Below are 16,387 nucleotides of genomic sequence, written 5' to 3'. Positions count from 1 at the left end.
GACGCTAACTCAATAGACGCGACGGGGATGCTCAGCCGCCGGGCTTCGGCAGCCACTGCAGCGGATCGACCGGCTGGCCGTTCTGGCGCACTTCGAACTGGATCGACGCCGCACCGCGGCTATCGACCCCGACCTCGCCGATCGTCTGCCCTTGCGCGACCGCGTCGCCTTCCTTGACGAGCAGCTGGCTGTTCTGGCCGTACGCGGTGATCAGCGAGTCGTTGTGCTTGATGATGATGAGCGGGCCGTAGGCTTCGATGCCGGTGCCCGCGTAGACCACGCGGCCGGTCGCGGCGGCCTTGACCGGATCGCCGGGTTGCCCGCCGATCACGATGCCGTTGGACTTGCCCGGCGCGAACGCGCGCAGGACCGGTCCGCGCAACGGCCATTGCAGCACGCCCTGCTGCGGCCCGGCCGCGGGGGCCGGCGCACCGGGGACGGCGCCCGGCGGCACGTTCGCCGTCGCGCCCGGCGCGGCCGGCGCACCCGGCGCCACCGCAACCGGCGGCGTGACCACGCTGCCCGAGGCCATCGGCGGAGAAACGCGCAGCACCTGGCCGGGCGCGACCGCGGCGTTGACCGGCAAGCCGTTCCAGGCTGCGATTTCCTGCAGCTTGCGTCCATAAGCCGAAGCGATGCCGGCCAGCGTGTCGCCCGGATTGACACGGTAGAAGCCGGCAGGAACCGGGACGTTCGCGAGGCTGGTCGCGCTCGACGGCGCGTTGTTGTAGAACGGCGTGCTTTCCCACGGCATCGTCGTGCAGCCGCCGATCGCCACGCCGAGCGCCGCCGCCATCAGCACGCGGATCGCCGTCGGTTGCCATTGTTGTGTCATCTGATTTTCCTCGACGTGTGTCTCGTTCCGATTCAACCGACGCCTTAGCAATTGCCGTTCCGCCACGCTTGCATAAGATCGCGGCTGTCTGTAGCCGCCTGGATATTATGCGCGCGCACCATACGCACGCCGCGCTGGCGCGCGCCGTCAAACTGACGTGTTCTTCAGACGCTTCCCTGCGTTTCGACGACCAGCACGCGTGCCGTACCGAGCGGATGCGCGACATGCTCGGTGCCAACCGTCGCGTAGAACACATCGCCGGTTTCGAGCACCGTCGAACATTCGACGCCGTCTTCGCGATAGCGCATCTCGACGCGCCCGTCGAGCACGGCGAACACTTCCTCGCCGTCGTTCACGTGCCACTTGTACGGCTGGTCGGTCCAATGCAGACGCGTGGTGATGCCGTTCATGTTCGCGATGTCGAGCGCACCCCAGGCACGCGGCGCGGTAAAGCTTTTGCTGCGGATGATCTTCATGGTCGATGAGCAATTGGCAGGCGCGCAAATCCCGCGGGCGGCACCGTCCGCCCGCGGCGACGGCGCTTGCACGGCTGGCCCTATTATAGGTCGCATGGCCCGCGCGTCTCGGCGAGGGACCTGCCACGGCCGATTCGTCCGATTGTTGCGGGCAATCGGCCATCGCCTATACTCAGTCAAGCCGCGCGGAGCAGTACACGACAACGTTGGGATTCTGGGAGGAATCGAGGATGAACAAAGCCACCTTTCTGGCCGTGCAACTCAACGTCGACGATGTGGCGGCGTCTGCCGGCCTCGTCGAACTGCTGAACACCCATCTGATCTTCGCCGCCGACGTCGCCGAGGCCGCCGATGCGCTCGTGCAACTGGCGAGCGTCGCGAGACTGTCGAGCGGGGTCGAGGCGAGCGTCGAGCTGCCCGCGGTGGCGATCGAGCGTCTGCGCGAGGCGCTCGACAATCTGAGCGGCTACGACGAATCGTGGCTGCTCGCACTGGAGCCGAGCCGCGCGCTGTTCGACGACATCGGTCGGCGGCAGCGAACGCTGCATTGACGCGAATCCGCCGCAGCACGGCGCCGTAAACGACAAAACGCCATCCGATCGAACCGGATGGCGTTTTTTCTTGCCCGCCGCGCTCGCGCTACTCCACGACGCGGCGTCTACAGCGGACTACGACTTCCAACTACACCTGCACACTTCTACTGCGATTAGTTGCCGAAGTACACCGAGTTACGGTTGGCCTTCGCCGGAAGGACGGCGGGGCCTGCTTGCGACGTGCCGACAGCCGGAGCGCCGTAGCCGCTGGTGTCCGCGCGGTTGGCTGCGACGGCGGTGCCGCGCTGCGCATCGACGCGTGCTTGCGCTGCCTGGATATCGAGCGGGTAGTTGACGTCGTTGGCGGACGGGTTGTAGCCGGCCTTTTCGAGTTGGATCAGTTCAGCGCGAACCTGAGCGCGGGTCACCGGCTGGCTGGCTTGAGCGAACGAAGCGACCGGAACAACGAGGGCGGCGGCGATTGCAACTGCGGAAATCAGGGTCTTCATGATTAACCTCCAAATGACTTGTTGTGTGGTGCGCTTCGGGGTTTCTGCTTTTCCCTCAGCGATTGAAAACAAGTTTAGAGGCGTCACGATCTAGGGTAAACCCTTAAATGAGCGAAACTCTATTCCTCCTGGCGCAATAATCGTTTCGCATTTGCTCAAGCTTACAGATAACCCACGATGTATCTGGTAATAATGCAAGGCTCCGTTGCTGATCCCAGATGAACAACGGCCCGGCGCGCTGTCACCATCACGCGCGCCGGGCCGTTTTTTCGACTGCTAGCTCCACTGCGCGTGGAAGCTGCCCGGCTTGTCGATGCGTTCGAACGTATGCGCGCCGAAGAAGTCGCGCTGCGCCTGCACGAGGTTCGCGGGCAGACGCTCCGAGCGGTAAGCGTCAAAATATGCGATCGCCGACGCGAACGCCGGCACCGGCACACCAGCGTTGACCGCAGCCACCACGACTTCGCGCAACGCAGCCTGATAGTTCTTCGCGATGTCGCGGAAGTACGGATCGAGCAGCAGGTTCGCGAGCGCCTTGTCCTTCGTGTAGGCGTCGGTGATCTTTTGCAGGAAGCGGGCGCGGATGATGCAGCCCGCGCGGAAGATCTTCGCGATCGTGCCGTAGTCGAGATCCCACTTGTATTCTTCCGACGCTGCGCGCAACTGCGCGAAGCCCTGCGCGTACGAGATCACCTTGCTGAAGTACAGCGCGCGGCGCACCGATTCGATGAACGCCTCTTTCGCGCCTTCGAGCGGCTTGGCCTGCGGACCTTCGAGCACCTTGCTCGCGGCCACGCGCTGCGTCTTCAGCGACGACAGCACGCGCGCGAACACCGCCTCGGTGATCAGCGGCAGCGGCGCGCCGAGGTCGAGCGCGTTCTGGCTGGTCCACTTGCCGGTGCCCTTCTGCGCGGCACGATCGAGGATCACGTCGACGAGGTCCTTGCCGGTTTCGTCGTCCTTCTTGCTGAAGATCTTCGAGGTGATTTCGATCAGATAGCTGTCGAGCTCGCCCTGGTTCCACTCGGTATAGACCTTGCCGAGTTCCTCGTTCGACAAGCCGACGACCTGCTTCAACACCGCATAGCTTTCGGCGATCAGCTGCATGTCGCCGTACTCGATGCCGTTGTGCACCATCTTCACGAAGTGGCCCGCGCCGTCCGGTCCCATGTACGCGACGCAGGGCTCGCCGTCCGGCGCCTTCGCGGCGATCTCGGTGAGGATCGGCGCGACGAGGTCGTACGCGTCGCGCTGGCCGCCCGGCATGATCGACGGGCCTTTCAGCGCGCCTTCCTCGCCGCCCGACACGCCGGTGCCGATGAAGTGCAGACCCGCCTTCGCGAGTTCCTGGTTGCGGCGGATCGTGTCGGTGAAAGGCGTGTTGCCGCCGTCGATCAGGATGTCGCCTTTTTCGAGCAACGGCTTGAGCGAGGCAATGGTTGCGTCGGTCGGCTCGCCGGCCTTGACCATCATCAGAATGCGGCGCGGCTTTTCGAGCGAGTCGACGAACTCTTCCAGCGTGAAAGCCGGCACCAGTTTGCGGTCCGGATATTCGGCGATGAGTTCGTCGGTTTTCGCGCGGCTACGGTTGTAGACCGACACCGCGTGGCCGCGGCTCTCGATGTTGAGCGCCAGATTGCGGCCCATCACCGCCAGCCCCACCACGCCGATTGCCTGTTTGCTCATTTGAATTCTCCAGAGTCCAATAAATGTCGTGGCGCCGCGCTGCGAAAACACCGGCGCGGCGTCGAGGGTGAAAGGATAAAAGAAATGCGCGCTTGCCGCTTGATGGCGGGCAAGCACGCCAGTTGCTCGTGCTGCTGCGGTGCTCCTGCCGTGCTCCAGCTTGCGCGTAACGCCAGATAGACAGGTATTGTGCGCGCGTCGGCGCTTGCGCGGAGGGTTCGGATTGTGATCGGACTGAGGTTTGGCGGACCCCATGAACGAATACGCGACCCGCCGATCTACCCGCTACCCTGCCCGCTTCCTCAACACCAGACTGAAGTTGTTCGCGGGCATCGCGACCACCCGTTCGCACGTGAGCCCGGCCGCGTCGCCGAGCGCGACGACCGCTTCCATATCGCGCACGCCCCATCCGGGATCGCGACTCTTCAGCCACTGCTCGAACGCTTCGTTGCTCGGCGCCGTATGCGCGCCGCCACGCCGGTAAGGACCATATAGATAAAGCACGCCGCCGTCGACGAGCCGCCGCCCCGCGCCGTCGACGAGTGCCTGCGCCGCGCTCCACGGCGAGATGTGGATCATGTTGATGCAGACCACCGCATCGAGCGCATCGACGCCCCAGTCCGGCTGATGCACGTCGAGCGCGAGCGGCGCGCGCACGTTCGCGAGCCCCGCGTGCGCGGTCCACGCGGCAATCGATTCGCACGCTTGTTCGTCGGCATCGCTCGGCTGCCAGTCGAGACCGGGCAGCGCGCCGGCGAACCAGATTGCGTGCTCACCGGTGCCGCTCGCGATTTCGAGCACACGGCCGCGCGCCGGCAGCGCATCGCGCAGCACGGCGAGGATTGGTTCGCGATTGCGTTCGGCGGATGGCGAATATTGCCGGGCGTCGGTCATGGTCGGCCTTGCGTTCTGGTTTTGCGATGTGCGTTAGTACAGCGTGGCGCGCACGCGTTCGGGAAGCTCGCGATCGTAGGCGGCCGCGTCGAATTGTTCGCCGTCGTTCGCGGCGATGATGTGTTGCAGGATCTCGCCCGCGCTCGGCAGTTCCGAGCGCTCGATATGACGCGCCGGCTCCCACAGCTGCGAGCGCACGATCGCCTTCGAGCAATGAAAGTACACGGCATCGACGTCGATCAGCAGCACGGTGCGCGGCAGTTTACCGGCGACCGCGAAACTGTCCAGCAGCGCCGCGTCGTTCGAGACTCGGCCGCGGCCGTTTACGCGCAAGGTCTCGCCGATACCCGGAATCACGAACAGCAGCGCGAGGCGCGGATCGGCGATGACGTTGCGCAAGCTATCGAGCCGGTTGTTGCCGGGTCGGTCCGGCAGCGCGAGCGTGCGTTCGTCGACGACGCGCACGAAGCCCGGCGCATCGCCGCGCGGCGAGCAGTCGAGACCGGCGGGGCCGCTCGTCGCGAGCACCGCGAACGGCGCGGCCGCGATGAACGCGCGGTAGTCGTCGTTGACATAGGGGATCTCTTTGCGCAGCGAGCGCTCGGCTGGCTGTGCGTACAGAGCTTCGAGTTGTTCGATCGTCGTCAGCATGCGGTTTCCTCGGGTTTTAATTGTGATTCGCGGAACGTACTCGTTTTCAATCGCCCGCCAGCAACGCAGCGAGCGCGCTCAAGGTATCGCCGCACGGCGCGGCCACCTTCAGAGACAACAGCGGATCGGCGCGGGTGCGGCCCAGATTGATCGCCGCGATCGGCTTGCCCTGCCGCTGCGCCCACACGCAGAAGCGGTAGCCGGAATACACCATCAGCGACGAGCCGGCCACCAGCACCGCGTCGGCCGCATCGAGCGCATGCGACGCCGCAACGACCCGCGCCTTCGGCACGTTCTCGCCGAAGAAAACCACCGACGGCTTCAGCAGCCCGCCGCAGTTCGAGCATGCCGGCACGCGAAAACCGCCGAGATCGTGCCACTCGAGATGCGCGTCGCCATCGGCGGCGGCTTCTGCCGTGACGTCGAGCAGCGCGAGGTTGTCGGCTTCGAGCGTCTGCTGGATCGCTGCGCGCGAATGCTGCATGCCGCAGTCGAGACAACTGACTCCGTCGATGCCGCCGTGCAGCTCGATCACGTCGCGGCTGCCCGCGCGCTGATGCAAGCCGTCGACGTTCTGCGTGACCAGCGTCGGCACGTGACCGGCCGCTTCGAGCCGCGCGAGCGCGACATGCGCGGCATTCGGTTGCGCGCGCGCGACCAGCGGCCAGCCGACCATGCTGCGCGCCCAGTAGCGCTGACGCATCGCCAGCGTGCCGAGGAACTCCTGCAACGTGATCGGCGGCGAGCGCTTCCATGCGCCGTTGTCGTCACGATAGCCGGGGATGCCGGAGTCCGTGCTTATGCCCGCGCCGGTCAGCACGAACAGGCGCGGATGACGCTGCACGAAGCGATGCAGATCGTCGAGCGTGTGCGGGTCGGCGAGGGATTCGGTCGGCGTGAGCTGAAGGTCGGTCATGACGGGGACGTGGAGTTGCTTGTGCGCATCAGCGGTGTGGGTTCGGTTTGCCGCGCCTGGCGGTCGAGCGACGCGCGTCCGCTTGCGGCTTCGACTTCGCGCCGTGCGTGTCGGGCCGCCGCGCGGGCCGCGCTTTCTGCGCCTGCCGCTTCTGCCACGCAGCCAGCGCGATCTCGTAGCGCTCCAGTGCTTCGTCGTAGAGATCGAACACGCACTGCGTGCAGCCGCTGTGACAGCAGTCGTCGAGATCGGGCCGCACGGGCGGCTGCGGCGGCGGGTCGTCGCTGGGTTTGGCGCGGGGCACGGCGCGTGGCTTTGCTTCGAGAGACGGCGGAGCGCCCAGTATAAGTTGAACGCGCGCGCGCCGCTCCCGGTTGCGAGACGGTGCTGCGCGCCGCTCAGCCGCGCCCGACGAACGGCATCTTGCTCGCCATGATCGTCATGAACTGCACGTTCGCCGACAGCGGCAGGCTCGCCATATGCAGCACCGCATCGGCGACGTGCTGCACGTCCATCAACGGCTCGACCGCGATCTCGCCGTTGGCTTGCGGCACGCCCCGCGCCATCCGCGCGGCCATCTCGGTTCCCGCGTTGCCGATGTCGATCTGCCCGCACACGATGTCGTATTTGCGGCCGTCGAGCGACACCGCCTTCGTGAGCCCGGTAATTGCGTGTTTGGTCGCCGTGTAGGCGGCGCTGTTCGGACGCGGCGCGTGCGCCGAGATCGAGCCGTTGTTGATGATGCGGCCGCCGCGCGGGTTTTGCGTCTTCATCAGGCCGAACGCCGCGCGCGTGCACAGGAATACGCCGTTCAGGTTGGTGTCGACGATCGAGCGCCATTCGTCGATGCTCACTTCGTCGAGGTCGACGGGCGAGCCGTTGCGTCCCGCGTTGTTGAACAGCACGTCGAGCCGGCCGAAGCGTGCGCGGATCGTGTCGAATAGCGCGGCGACGCTGTCGGCGTCGGTCACGTCGCACGACACCGCGAGCGCGTCGCCGTGCTGCGCCTGCGCTTCCTGCGCGACCGCATCGAGTGCGGCCTGGCGACGCCCGGCGAGCACCACGCTATAGCCGTGCTTCGCAAGCGTCAGCGCGCACGCGCGGCCGATCCCGCTGCCCGCGCCCGTCACCAGCGCCACTTTGCCGTTTCCTGATTGCCACATCGCGCATCTCCTGTTGTATTGGGTCGGGACGCGCGCTTTTGCCGGCAACCGGTCCGATCGCCATCGACACGCGCGCCGCTTTTCGCTCCGCACCATACAACAGCGCATCGGCGATCGCAAACCGCAGCAGTCTTTCAGCGCGCTTGCGGCCGGCACGTGGCCGCCGACCGTGGCACGTCGGCGCGCGCAACAGTGGTATCGTTCGCGGTTGCGCATCGCGCGCAAGATTCACAGCCTTCCGTGGACCGACGAAGGCGTACTGGAAGCACGTTTCGATGAATGAATACCCGAACCCGCAGCGCCGCTGGCCGCGCAGCCGCAACTCCGCACTGCTGAACGGCACGATCGGCTGGCACGTGATCGTGCTGATCGGCGTGGCTGTTGCACCGGCCGCGTGGCCATGGTGGCTCGCCGCGATCGTCGCGAATCACGCGCTGTTTACGATCACCGGATTGTTGCCGCGCACGACGCTGCTCGGACCGAACTGGACCCGCCTGCCCGCGAGCCCGCGCAACGAGGATGCGATCGCGCTGACCATCGACGACGGCCCCGACCCCGTTGTCACGCCGCAAGTGCTCGATCTGCTCGACGCGTTCGATGTGCGCGCGACGTTCTTCTGCATCGGCTCGAAGGTCGAGCGCTATCCGCAGCTCGCGCGTGAGATCGTCGCGCGTGGACATGCGCTCGAAAACCATTCGCAAGTGCACGTGCATACGTTTTCGGTCACGTTTCCGCACGCGTTGACGCGCGAGATCGCCGCCGCGCAACGCACGCTCGAAACCGTCAGCGGCGCGCGGCCGATGTTCTTCCGCGCGCCCGCCGGACTGCGCAACCTCTTTCTGGAGCCGGTGCTGCGCAAGCTCGATCTGCGTCTCGCCGCATGGACACGGCGCGGCTACGATACGCGCGAGCGCAACCCGCACGTGGTCGCGCGGCGGCTGCTCGATGGCCTCGCCGCGCGCGACATCCTGCTGCTGCACGATGGCAACGCCGCGCTGACGGTCGAAGGCCAGCCGCTGATTCTCGCGGTGCTGCCGAGCGTGATCGAAGCGGCGCGCGAGCGGCATCTGCGGTTCGTCACGCTGCGCGAAGCGCGTGTCGATGCGTGACGATCGCACGTGAAGTGACACTCACCGCAAACAGCGCTACACGCGAAAATCCGCCGCCATATCCTCATCGGTACGCGCTTCGAGCTTGCCGCTGCGGCACGCTTTGATGAACACGTCGTAGTCGCGCTCCACCTGATCCGCATAAGCGCTCGCGTAGCCGCTCAGCGCTTCGGCGAACTGATCGCCGCGGCCGATGTACGCGCTGATCTCGATCGCCTGCCCGCTCGCCTTCGCGTGCGCGCGCGCCATGATCCAGCCGCATAGCCGCGCATAGCCGTCGAGCAGATCGCTGTCGAACAGCTCGATATTCGCGGACAGCCTCATGTCGCGCAGTTGGCGGAAATAGAACTGCCGCCCGTGCGGTCCCGTCCCCCAGCCGAGGAACACGTCGCTCGCGGTTTGCAGCAGCCGCTGTCCTTGCACGACGCGCTCGCCCTGATGCTTGACCGCCGGCGACTTATAGAACTGCGCGATCACCGATGGCCGCGCCTCCTTCATCTGGAGGAACAACGGCTTGCCCATGTGATCGACGAGCAGCACGACCAGACAACGCGTGCCGACGCTGCCGACGCCGGCCACTTTGAACACGACGTCGTGCCTCGTGAAGTGATCGAGCAGTTCGCGCCTATCGTGCGACATCGACTTGCGGTACTCGCCCCACACCTGCTCGATCGTCTTTTCGACGTTGCCGGTCCGGTAGGTTTCGGTTTCCTCGGCCGTAAACAGCGTGTTCGCACCGAGCACATGAAACAGCGCGGGCGGCGTGTCGTGGATGGTCCAACGATTGCCATCGAACGACGCCATTTTTTCCAGCAGGCTTTCGTGCGTGCGGCTCGCGGCCTTTTCCATGGCGCGCCGCACCGCGCGCCGGCGCTCGGGCGCCAATGCGATCTCGGCCATGCGGTCGAACGTGATGCGGTCGTACCACAGGTCGAGCGCGCCGAACTGCGCGTATTGCGCGACGCGATCGCGATACGAGCCGACCGCGGTCATCACGAGACTCTCGGCGGTGCCGCGGCTCAGGCGCATCTGCCGCGCAGCCACGACGAGGCCCGCGCACAAGCGTTTCAGGTCCCATTCGAACGGGCCGATCGAGACTTCGTCGAAGTCGTTCAGGTCGAAGACCAGCTGCCGCTCGGAAGTCGCGAAGCCGGCGAAATTCATCAGATGGCCGTCACCGCAGATCGGCATGCTGAGCCCGCTGTCGTGCACCTTGCTCAGATCGTGCGCTTGCAGAATCGCACTGCCGCGATGGAACGCAAACGGCGAGGCTGCCATGCGCCCATAGCGCAGCGGCACCAGCTTCTCGACGCGCTCCGCGCTGCTTTGCTTCAGCAGCTCGATCGGGTCGCGGTGCAACTCGCCGACCGCCCGATGGCTCGAGCGTTTCGAACGCTCGCGTGCGGCGCGGCCGCGCGCTTCCCGTTCGGCAATGGTGCTGGCTTTCATGCTTTCTCTCCGTTTTTGCTTTCCGCGCATCGCGTGGTTAAAACCGAGCGTTGCACGCGCAATCATAACGGGTTCGAAAACGGCATCGGTAAAAATGTTCCGGCGCTTTGCCCGCACCCGGATTCGCGCTCATCGCACTCAAAAGCGGACAAACTTACCGACTTTCTGCAACCGAAACTAACCGTTTGGTGAAATTTCATTTTTAGTCGCGCCATGCACTTCAGCAAACGCGAAGCGCGCCGTATACCCATCCATGCAGAAGTTCGCGACGCACGAAAAGCCCTTGAAAAAGGGCCCGTTCCGCACTGTTCACTAACGTGCGTCGCGCAAGGGAAAACGGAGAAAGCATGTTTGTCGCAATCGGGTGGGTGTTGGTAATCGGTTCTGTGATCGGAAGTTTTGTTGGCGTCGGCGGACATCTGCCGGCACTCGTTGCCATTCGAATTGCTATGTATTTTCGGTGCGGCAATCGGCGCGTTCGTCGTTAGCAATCCGACTTCGACGCTGAAGAAAACCATCAAGGTACTGCCGTCGTGCTTCAAAAGCGGCGGCTATACGAAAGAGAAATATCTGCAGTTGATCGCGTTGCTGTATGAACTGCTGCAAAAGGCGCGCAAGGAAGGGATGATGGCGCTCGAAACCGACGTCACCAGCCCGGAAGAGAGCGTGATTTTCCAGAAGTACTCGCACGTGCTGGAGGATCATCATCTGCTCGATTTCATCGTCGACTATCTGCGCATGATTTCGGGCGGCAACGTCAATGTGCACGAAATACAGGACCTGATGGACGAGGAACTGGCCACGCATCACGCGGAAGCGTCGGTGGCGGCCAACGCGATCCAGAAGATGGCCGACGGCCTGCCCGCGTTCGGCATCGTCGCCGCGGTGATGGGTGTCGTGCACACGATGGGCTCGGTCGGCGCGCCGCCCGCCGTGCTCGGCGAGATGATCGCGGGCGCGCTGGTCGGCACCTTCCTCGGCATTCTGCTTGCGTATGGTTTTATCGGCCCCGTCGCCGATCTGCTGAACGCGAAGGGTCGCGCTGAAGCCAAGCCTTATCAATGCGTGAAGGCTGTACTGCTCGCATCGCTGTCCGGCTACGCGCCACCGGTCGCGGTGGAATTCGGCCGCAAGGTGTTGTTCACCGCCGACCGCCCGAGCTTCCAGGAACTCGACGACGCGGTGCGCGCGACGAAGATGCCGAAGTCGGCCTGACCCGGGGCGGCAACATGAGAGAGAAAAGATCGCGCGCGTCGCAGTTAGAGACGCCCGCGCCGGTCATCGTGCGCCGTTCGAGGAAGGTCGATGAGCACGGCGCGCACCACGGCGGCGCATGGAAGATCGCCTACGCCGACTTCGTCACCGCGATGATGGCGTTTTTCCTGCTGATGTGGCTGCTCGGCTCGACGTCGAAATACCACAAGCAGGGCATCGAGGATTACTTCAACACACCGCTGTCGAGCCTGCTCGGCGGCAAGGAAGGCACCGCAGCGGCGCGGCCGAGCGTCGTGCAGGGCGGCGGGCGCGATATCTCCGATACGCGGCCCGGCGTCGGCACGAAGAGCCAGAGTGAGCCGACGCCGCCGCGCGCCGCGACGCCCGCCGCCACGCCGATGGATGCCGAGCGCTTGCAGCAGCTGAAGGCGAAACTCAGCGCGCTGATCGAGCAGAGCCCCGTGCTGAAGGCGTTCAAGGACCAGATCCGCATCTCCATCACGAACGAGGGCCTGCGCATCGAGATCGTCGATTCGCAGAACCGGCCGATGTTCGCGTCCGGCAGTTCGAAGCTGCAACCGTACGCGGTCATGATCCTCGCGCAGATCGGCGCGGCGCTGAACGATGTGGACAACCGCATTTCGATCGCGGGCCACACCGACGCGGTGCCCTACACGGCCGGCCCCGAAGGCTACTCGAACTGGGAGCTGTCGTCCGAGCGTGCGAATGCCGCGCGCCGTGCGCTGGTGGCCGGCGGCATGCGCGGCGAAAAGCTGCTGCAGGTGCGCGGCCTCGCCGACGTGCTGCCGCTGAACAGCCATGTCTCCGACGAGCCGACCAACCGGCGCATCAGCATCCTCGTGCTGAACAGGGCCGCGGAGCAGGCGTTCTTCCATGACGGCGGCCGTAGCACGCTGGATGAATCGTCACCAGTGAGCGCGGCGCTTCCGGCCTTGTCGGCGCGGCTGCAACCGGATTTGCGACCCGCCACCGTCACCCGTAGTACCCCGTAGCATTTTCGCAACCGCCGGCTCGCATACGCGCGAAAGCACATGCGAGCGCGCGCGCACCGCGCGTAGAATCGAGCGCATGCGCCCTACTCTCGTTCCGCAGCGCGAATCCGACCTGCCGCTGCATACGCCCAGTGTGTCGTCGCTGACGTTGGCGGCAGTCATTGCGCTGATCGCGTGGATGGCGATCCTCGCGCAAGCCGACCTGACGATCGATCGCACGCTCGCGCGCGGGCTCACCGTGTTCGATGCGCTCGCGCGCATGAGCAGCTACCTGACCAATCTGACGGTGCTCGCCAGCGCGTTCTGCTTCACCTGCGTCGCGCTATGGAAGCACCGCTCGCCGCTCGTGCGCTTTTTCCGGCAGCCGACCGTCGTGACCGCGGTGGTCGCGTACATGGTGTTCGTCGGCATCGCGTACAACGTGCTGTTGCGCGGACTGTGGCCGCTGTCACCCTACCGGCGCCTGCTCAACGAGTCGCTGCACAGCGCGCTGCCGATGCTCGCCGCGCTCTACTGGGTGCTGTTCGTGCCGCGCTTCCATCTGCGCTTGCGCCACTGCCTGTTGTGGCTCGTCTATCCGCTCGCCTATCTCGGCATCACGTTCTGGCGCGGCAGCCTGTCGGATTTCTATCCGTATCCGTTCATCGACGTCGAAACGCTCGGGCTGCGCCAGGTGCTGGTCAATTCCGCGCTGCTGTTCGGCGGTTTTCTGATGGTGCTGGCCGTGTTCGTCGGCATCAATTCCAGGCGCCGACGATGATGTTCCAGCACATTCCATCTGGCCGGATGCGTTGCGCCGCGTTGCCGGGCGCACTTCTTGCACCCCTTTCGTCACTGACGCAGGCTGACGCCGCACTGGCGCGGCTTGCGCGGCGCCCTTGTGCGGGCGCGTTGCAATTGCAGCGCGCCCGCACGTAAATATGACAACAGGAGCGATGCATATGGACACGAATTCAGCGGCAGGCGCGGTAAAGGAAGTCGCCGGCAAGGTGCAAAGCGCGGTCGGCGACGCAGTCGGCGACACCAGCGCGCAGGTGGCAGGCAAGGCGCGCGAATTGAGCGGCAAGGCGCAGCAGTTATGCGCGAACACGACGAGCCTCGTGCGCGACACGACAGCCGAAAACCCGTTCACGACGCTGGCTGTCGTCGCACTCGCCGGGTTCGTGATGGGCGCGCTGTGGTCGCGCGGCGGTCGCGACTACGACTGATGCAGGCGCGGCGCCGGATCTTAGGCGCCGATCGACAGTGCGAAGCAGTCGCACCAAGGCGGGCGGTCCGCGGCAAGCGGATCGCCCGCTGCTTTACTAGCCGCTCTTCTTCTTGCGGCTGGGACCCATCTCCAGTTCGATCCACGTCGGCGCATGGTCGCTCGCATGCGGTTCGCCGCGCACCCAGCGGTCGACGCCCGCATCGCGCAGACGCGGCGCGAGATCCGCGCTCAGCAGCAGATGATCGATGCGCAGCCCCGAATTCGTGTCCCAATGACGGCGAAAATAATCCCAGAACGTGTACACACGCTCGTCGCCGAAATGCGTGCGCAGCGCATCGGTCCAGCCTTGCGCGAGCAGCTTGCGATAGCGCTCCCGGCTCTCCGGCTGCAACAGCGCGTCCTTTAGCCACGAGCGCGGGTTGTAGATGTCTTCGTCGGTCGGCACGACGTTGAAGTCGCCGGCGATCACGACCGGGTGGCCGCTCTCGTACAGCTGCGCCGCATGCGCGATCAGATGATCGAACCACGCGAGCTTGTAGTCGAACTTGGGGCCGGGCTGCGGGTTGCCGTTCGGCAGGTACAGACACACGATCAGCACGCCGCCGACCGCGGCCTCGATGTAGCGGCTGTGCGTGTCGTCTTCGAAACCGGGCAGACCGCGCCGCCGCTCGAGCGGCGCGTCGCCTTTGGCCAGAATCGCCACGCCGTTCCATGCGCTCTGGCCTTGCCACACCGCGCCATAACCGGCTTCGCGCAATGCGTCGACGGGAAACGCGCTATCCACCGCCTTCAGTTCCTGCAGACACACGACGTCCGGCGCCTCGCGCTCGAGCCATTGCAATAACGCCGCCTGGCGCGAGCGGATTCCGTTGATGTTGAACGTCGCAATGCGCAGCTTCGCCATGATCGTCCCTCCGTCGCCTATGGCACCGCGAGCACCGACCCCATTTTGGCCCGGTTGGCCCGTTGCAAATTTATCACCCGCAACTTTCCATCCTGCTCGAACCGGTCGACATCCGCAGCGAAGCTGCCCGCAAGTCTGATGAATGGCGCTGAAAGCAGATGCTAATTGGAAGGTAAGAGAATGTGTATTCGATTATAATTTTGTGCGCCAGTGAGCCGTCGGTACGACGGCAGCTTCTGGCGAGGCGGGTTGCCCGCCTGCTTTTTACTGACTGACTTGAAATCGTTTCAATGGAAGCTGCAATGAACGCTGCCCCCGCATGCCCGCAATGCGCAATGGAAAACACTTACCCTGACGGCACGCTGTACGTGTGCGCGGACTGCGGTCACGAATGGTCGGCAAACGCCGGCGCCGATGCGAGCGATGAACCCACCGGCAGCGTCGTCAAGGATGCGAACGGCAACGTGCTGGCCGACGGTGATTCGGTCGTGCTGATCAAGGATTTGCGCGTCAAGGGTTCATCGATCACGCTGAAGATGGGCACCAAGGTGAAGAGCATCCGGATCGTCGGCGGCGATCACGAAATCGACTGCAAGACCGACGCCGGCAGCTTCATGCTCAAGGCCTGCTTTCTGAAGAAGGTTTGACGGGCCGTTCGCCGTTGGCGGCCCCGCTCCGAAGCGCGGTCCGCAGTGCATGATTCAATCGAATGGTTGGTTACCCGAGCATACCGAGAATGGCTGAGGATCGAACCTCGTACGACGCGTTCGTCAAATTCATGTCCACGCCAATCAGTGATGGTCAACCGTTCGTGCTGGAGACACAGCACGCGGTGTCGCTGCACTTCGATCACTTCTCCACTCAGAGCTTCATGTCGCTCAGGAACCCGGAGAAGCTCACGCTCGGCTACACGCGCGCGATGATGGGATTTCTGTTGCTGCAGCCCGCCCCCACGCACATCTGCATGATCGGACTAGGTGGGGGATCGCTGGCGAAATATTGCTATCGGCATCTGCCCGAGGTCGCGATCGACGCAGTCGAGATCAGCCCCGAGGTGATCGCGCTGCGCGACGTATTCAGAATTCCCGCGGACGACGCGCGGTTCAAGGTGGTTTGCGCCGATGGCGCGGACTACCTGATGCAGGATGACATCCGCACGGACGTGATCCTGCTCGATGCGTTTGTCGCGGAAGGAATCGCGAGCCGCTGTGCGAACCTCGCATTCTTCGCCGCCTGCCGCGAGCGACTGACCGAGACGGGCGTCCTCGTCATCAACTTCACGGACGATGATCCGGCCATACCGCAGCACCTCGAGTGGCTGAAATCCGTATTTGGCGCTTGCTATGCGCTCGTTCGGTGCGGCGACGACAGCAACTTCGTCGCGTTCGCGTGGAAAAGCGGGCATCGTTTGCCGCCCAGACACGTGCTATTGGAGCGTGCCCTCTCGTTTGCCTTTGCAGACGAAACTCAAGCTGTCCGTTACTGCTCGCCGCCTGAAAGAGGGAGAGCGCCTCGATCCGAAGCGACTGATCTGGCGTGAGCAAGGACAGGGGCACTGGGAAATCGGCGGTTGACCGGCGTGAGGTGTCGACCCGGGCGTTACTTTCCGCGCTTGGCAAGCGGGCTCTTGGTCTTGTAGGTCACGCCGTGACGCTCGAGATACTCGCGGATCAGTTGGCGGACGACTTGTGACGGCGTCAGATCCTGCGCCGAGCAGAGCATTTCGAATGCCTCTTTCTTGGCGGGGTCGATCAGGACGGTCAGGCGTGCGGTTTTCGTTTCCATTGCGAGGACGAGTCGGCAAATATGCTAACCAAATTATAA

At 64.6% G+C, this 16,387-nt stretch carries 18 protein-coding genes and 2 pseudogenes; 8 read left to right on the top strand and 12 right to left on the bottom strand.

Annotated features, from left to right (window positions below):
* Positions 1 to 31: 31 nt before the first annotated feature.
* Complete coding sequence (locus tag AB3X89_RS19315) at positions 32 to 835, bottom strand: peptidoglycan DD-metalloendopeptidase family protein (protein WP_368584697.1); 804 nt, start codon at positions 833 to 835, stop codon at positions 32 to 34.
* Between the two features lie 164 nt (positions 836 to 999).
* On the bottom strand, positions 1,000 to 1,311 hold the full coding sequence (locus AB3X89_RS19310) for a cupin domain-containing protein (RefSeq protein ID WP_368584696.1): 312 nt from the start codon (positions 1,309 to 1,311) through the stop codon (positions 1,000 to 1,002).
* Between the two features lie 230 nt (positions 1,312 to 1,541).
* Between AB3X89_RS19310 and AB3X89_RS19305 the strand changes: the two genes are divergently transcribed.
* Positions 1,542 to 1,862, top strand: a complete 321-nt coding sequence (locus AB3X89_RS19305) for a hypothetical protein (RefSeq protein WP_013091261.1) — start codon at positions 1,542 to 1,544, stop codon at positions 1,860 to 1,862.
* Positions 1,863 to 2,017: 155 nt separating this feature from the next.
* Here AB3X89_RS19305 and AB3X89_RS19300 read toward each other — a convergent pair whose 3' ends face one another.
* The 7 genes from AB3X89_RS19300 to AB3X89_RS19270 form a co-directional block, all read right to left on the bottom strand.
* Positions 2,018 to 2,353 carry a DUF4148 domain-containing protein gene (locus AB3X89_RS19300; protein WP_368584695.1) on the bottom strand — a complete coding sequence of 112 codons (336 nt, stop codon included), beginning with the start codon at positions 2,351 to 2,353 and terminating at the stop codon, positions 2,018 to 2,020.
* A 276-nt stretch (positions 2,354 to 2,629) separates the two neighbouring features.
* On the bottom strand, positions 2,630 to 4,039 hold the full coding sequence (gene gndA, locus AB3X89_RS19295) for an NADP-dependent phosphogluconate dehydrogenase (protein ID WP_013091259.1): 1,410 nt from the start codon (positions 4,037 to 4,039) through the stop codon (positions 2,630 to 2,632).
* Positions 4,040 to 4,324: 285 nt separating this feature from the next.
* Positions 4,325 to 4,933, bottom strand: a complete 609-nt coding sequence (locus AB3X89_RS19290) for a DUF938 domain-containing protein (RefSeq protein ID WP_368584694.1) — start codon at positions 4,931 to 4,933, stop codon at positions 4,325 to 4,327.
* Between the two features lie 33 nt (positions 4,934 to 4,966).
* Entirely contained in the window at positions 4,967 to 5,584 is a 618-nt protein-coding gene (locus AB3X89_RS19285; protein WP_368584693.1) for a pyridoxamine 5'-phosphate oxidase family protein, read from the bottom strand.
* A gap of 46 nt (positions 5,585 to 5,630) precedes the next feature.
* Positions 5,631 to 6,500 carry an NAD-dependent protein deacetylase gene (locus tag AB3X89_RS19280; RefSeq protein ID WP_368584692.1) on the bottom strand — a complete coding sequence of 290 codons (870 nt, stop codon included), beginning with the start codon at positions 6,498 to 6,500 and terminating at the stop codon, positions 5,631 to 5,633.
* A gap of 28 nt (positions 6,501 to 6,528) precedes the next feature.
* Positions 6,529 to 6,804, bottom strand: a complete 276-nt coding sequence (locus AB3X89_RS19275; protein WP_368584691.1) for an oxidoreductase-like domain-containing protein — start codon at positions 6,802 to 6,804, stop codon at positions 6,529 to 6,531.
* A gap of 94 nt (positions 6,805 to 6,898) precedes the next feature.
* Positions 6,899 to 7,663, bottom strand: coding sequence for an SDR family oxidoreductase (locus tag AB3X89_RS19270; protein WP_368584690.1), 765 nt, complete (start codon positions 7,661 to 7,663; stop codon positions 6,899 to 6,901).
* A 275-nt stretch (positions 7,664 to 7,938) separates the two neighbouring features.
* Here AB3X89_RS19270 and AB3X89_RS19265 point away from each other — a divergent pair, with 275 nt between their 5' ends.
* The gene (locus AB3X89_RS19265; RefSeq protein WP_368584689.1) at positions 7,939 to 8,772 is read left to right on the top strand and encodes a polysaccharide deacetylase family protein; all 834 of its coding nucleotides are present in this window, start codon (positions 7,939 to 7,941) and stop codon (positions 8,770 to 8,772) included.
* 36 nt (positions 8,773 to 8,808) lie between these two features.
* Here AB3X89_RS19265 and AB3X89_RS19260 read toward each other — a convergent pair whose 3' ends face one another.
* Positions 8,809 to 10,221, bottom strand: a complete 1,413-nt coding sequence (locus tag AB3X89_RS19260) for a DUF2252 domain-containing protein (protein ID WP_368584688.1) — start codon at positions 10,219 to 10,221, stop codon at positions 8,809 to 8,811.
* A 347-nt stretch (positions 10,222 to 10,568) separates the two neighbouring features.
* Here AB3X89_RS19260 and motA point away from each other — a divergent pair.
* From motA to AB3X89_RS19240, 4 genes and pseudogenes are all read left to right on the top strand, one after another.
* Positions 10,569 to 11,436 (top strand): annotated as a pseudogene (gene motA / locus AB3X89_RS19255) (flagellar motor stator protein MotA).
* A 14-nt stretch (positions 11,437 to 11,450) separates the two neighbouring features.
* Positions 11,451 to 12,449 carry a flagellar motor protein MotB gene (gene motB, locus AB3X89_RS19250; protein WP_368584687.1) on the top strand — a complete coding sequence of 333 codons (999 nt, stop codon included), beginning with the start codon at positions 11,451 to 11,453 and terminating at the stop codon, positions 12,447 to 12,449.
* Between the two features lie 76 nt (positions 12,450 to 12,525).
* Positions 12,526 to 13,209: a Pr6Pr family membrane protein gene (locus tag AB3X89_RS19245; protein WP_368584686.1), complete on the top strand. Its 684-nt coding sequence runs from the start codon at positions 12,526 to 12,528 to the stop codon at positions 13,207 to 13,209.
* A 181-nt stretch (positions 13,210 to 13,390) separates the two neighbouring features.
* On the top strand, positions 13,391 to 13,657 hold the full coding sequence (locus AB3X89_RS19240; protein ID WP_013091250.1) for a CsbD family protein: 267 nt from the start codon (positions 13,391 to 13,393) through the stop codon (positions 13,655 to 13,657).
* A 96-nt stretch (positions 13,658 to 13,753) separates the two neighbouring features.
* On the opposite strand, the gene xth is transcribed toward AB3X89_RS19240, so the two are convergent.
* A complete protein-coding gene (gene xth / locus AB3X89_RS19235; RefSeq protein ID WP_368584685.1) occupies positions 13,754 to 14,563 on the bottom strand; it encodes an exodeoxyribonuclease III in 810 nt (269 codons plus the stop codon).
* 302 nt (positions 14,564 to 14,865) lie between these two features.
* On the opposite strand from xth, the gene AB3X89_RS19230 reads away from it, so the two are divergent.
* A complete protein-coding gene (locus AB3X89_RS19230) occupies positions 14,866 to 15,210 on the top strand; it encodes a zinc ribbon domain-containing protein YjdM (RefSeq protein ID WP_013091248.1) in 345 nt (114 codons plus the stop codon).
* A gap of 89 nt (positions 15,211 to 15,299) precedes the next feature.
* Positions 15,300 to 16,137 (top strand): annotated as a pseudogene (locus AB3X89_RS19225) (spermidine synthase).
* 25 nt (positions 16,138 to 16,162) lie between these two features.
* Here AB3X89_RS19225 and AB3X89_RS19220 read toward each other — a convergent pair.
* Entirely contained in the window at positions 16,163 to 16,348 is a 186-nt protein-coding gene (locus AB3X89_RS19220; protein WP_090809355.1) for a CopG family transcriptional regulator, read from the bottom strand.
* Between the last annotated feature and the right edge of the window lie 39 nt (positions 16,349 to 16,387).

It is taken from the genome of Paraburkholderia sp. BR14320, from assembly GCF_040948665.1.
In the GTDB taxonomy this organism is placed as follows: Bacteria; Pseudomonadota; Gammaproteobacteria; order Burkholderiales; family Burkholderiaceae; genus Paraburkholderia; species Paraburkholderia youngii.
Note: the sequence above shows the minus strand (reverse complement) of the source record. Positions and strands in the feature narration are given on the sequence as shown.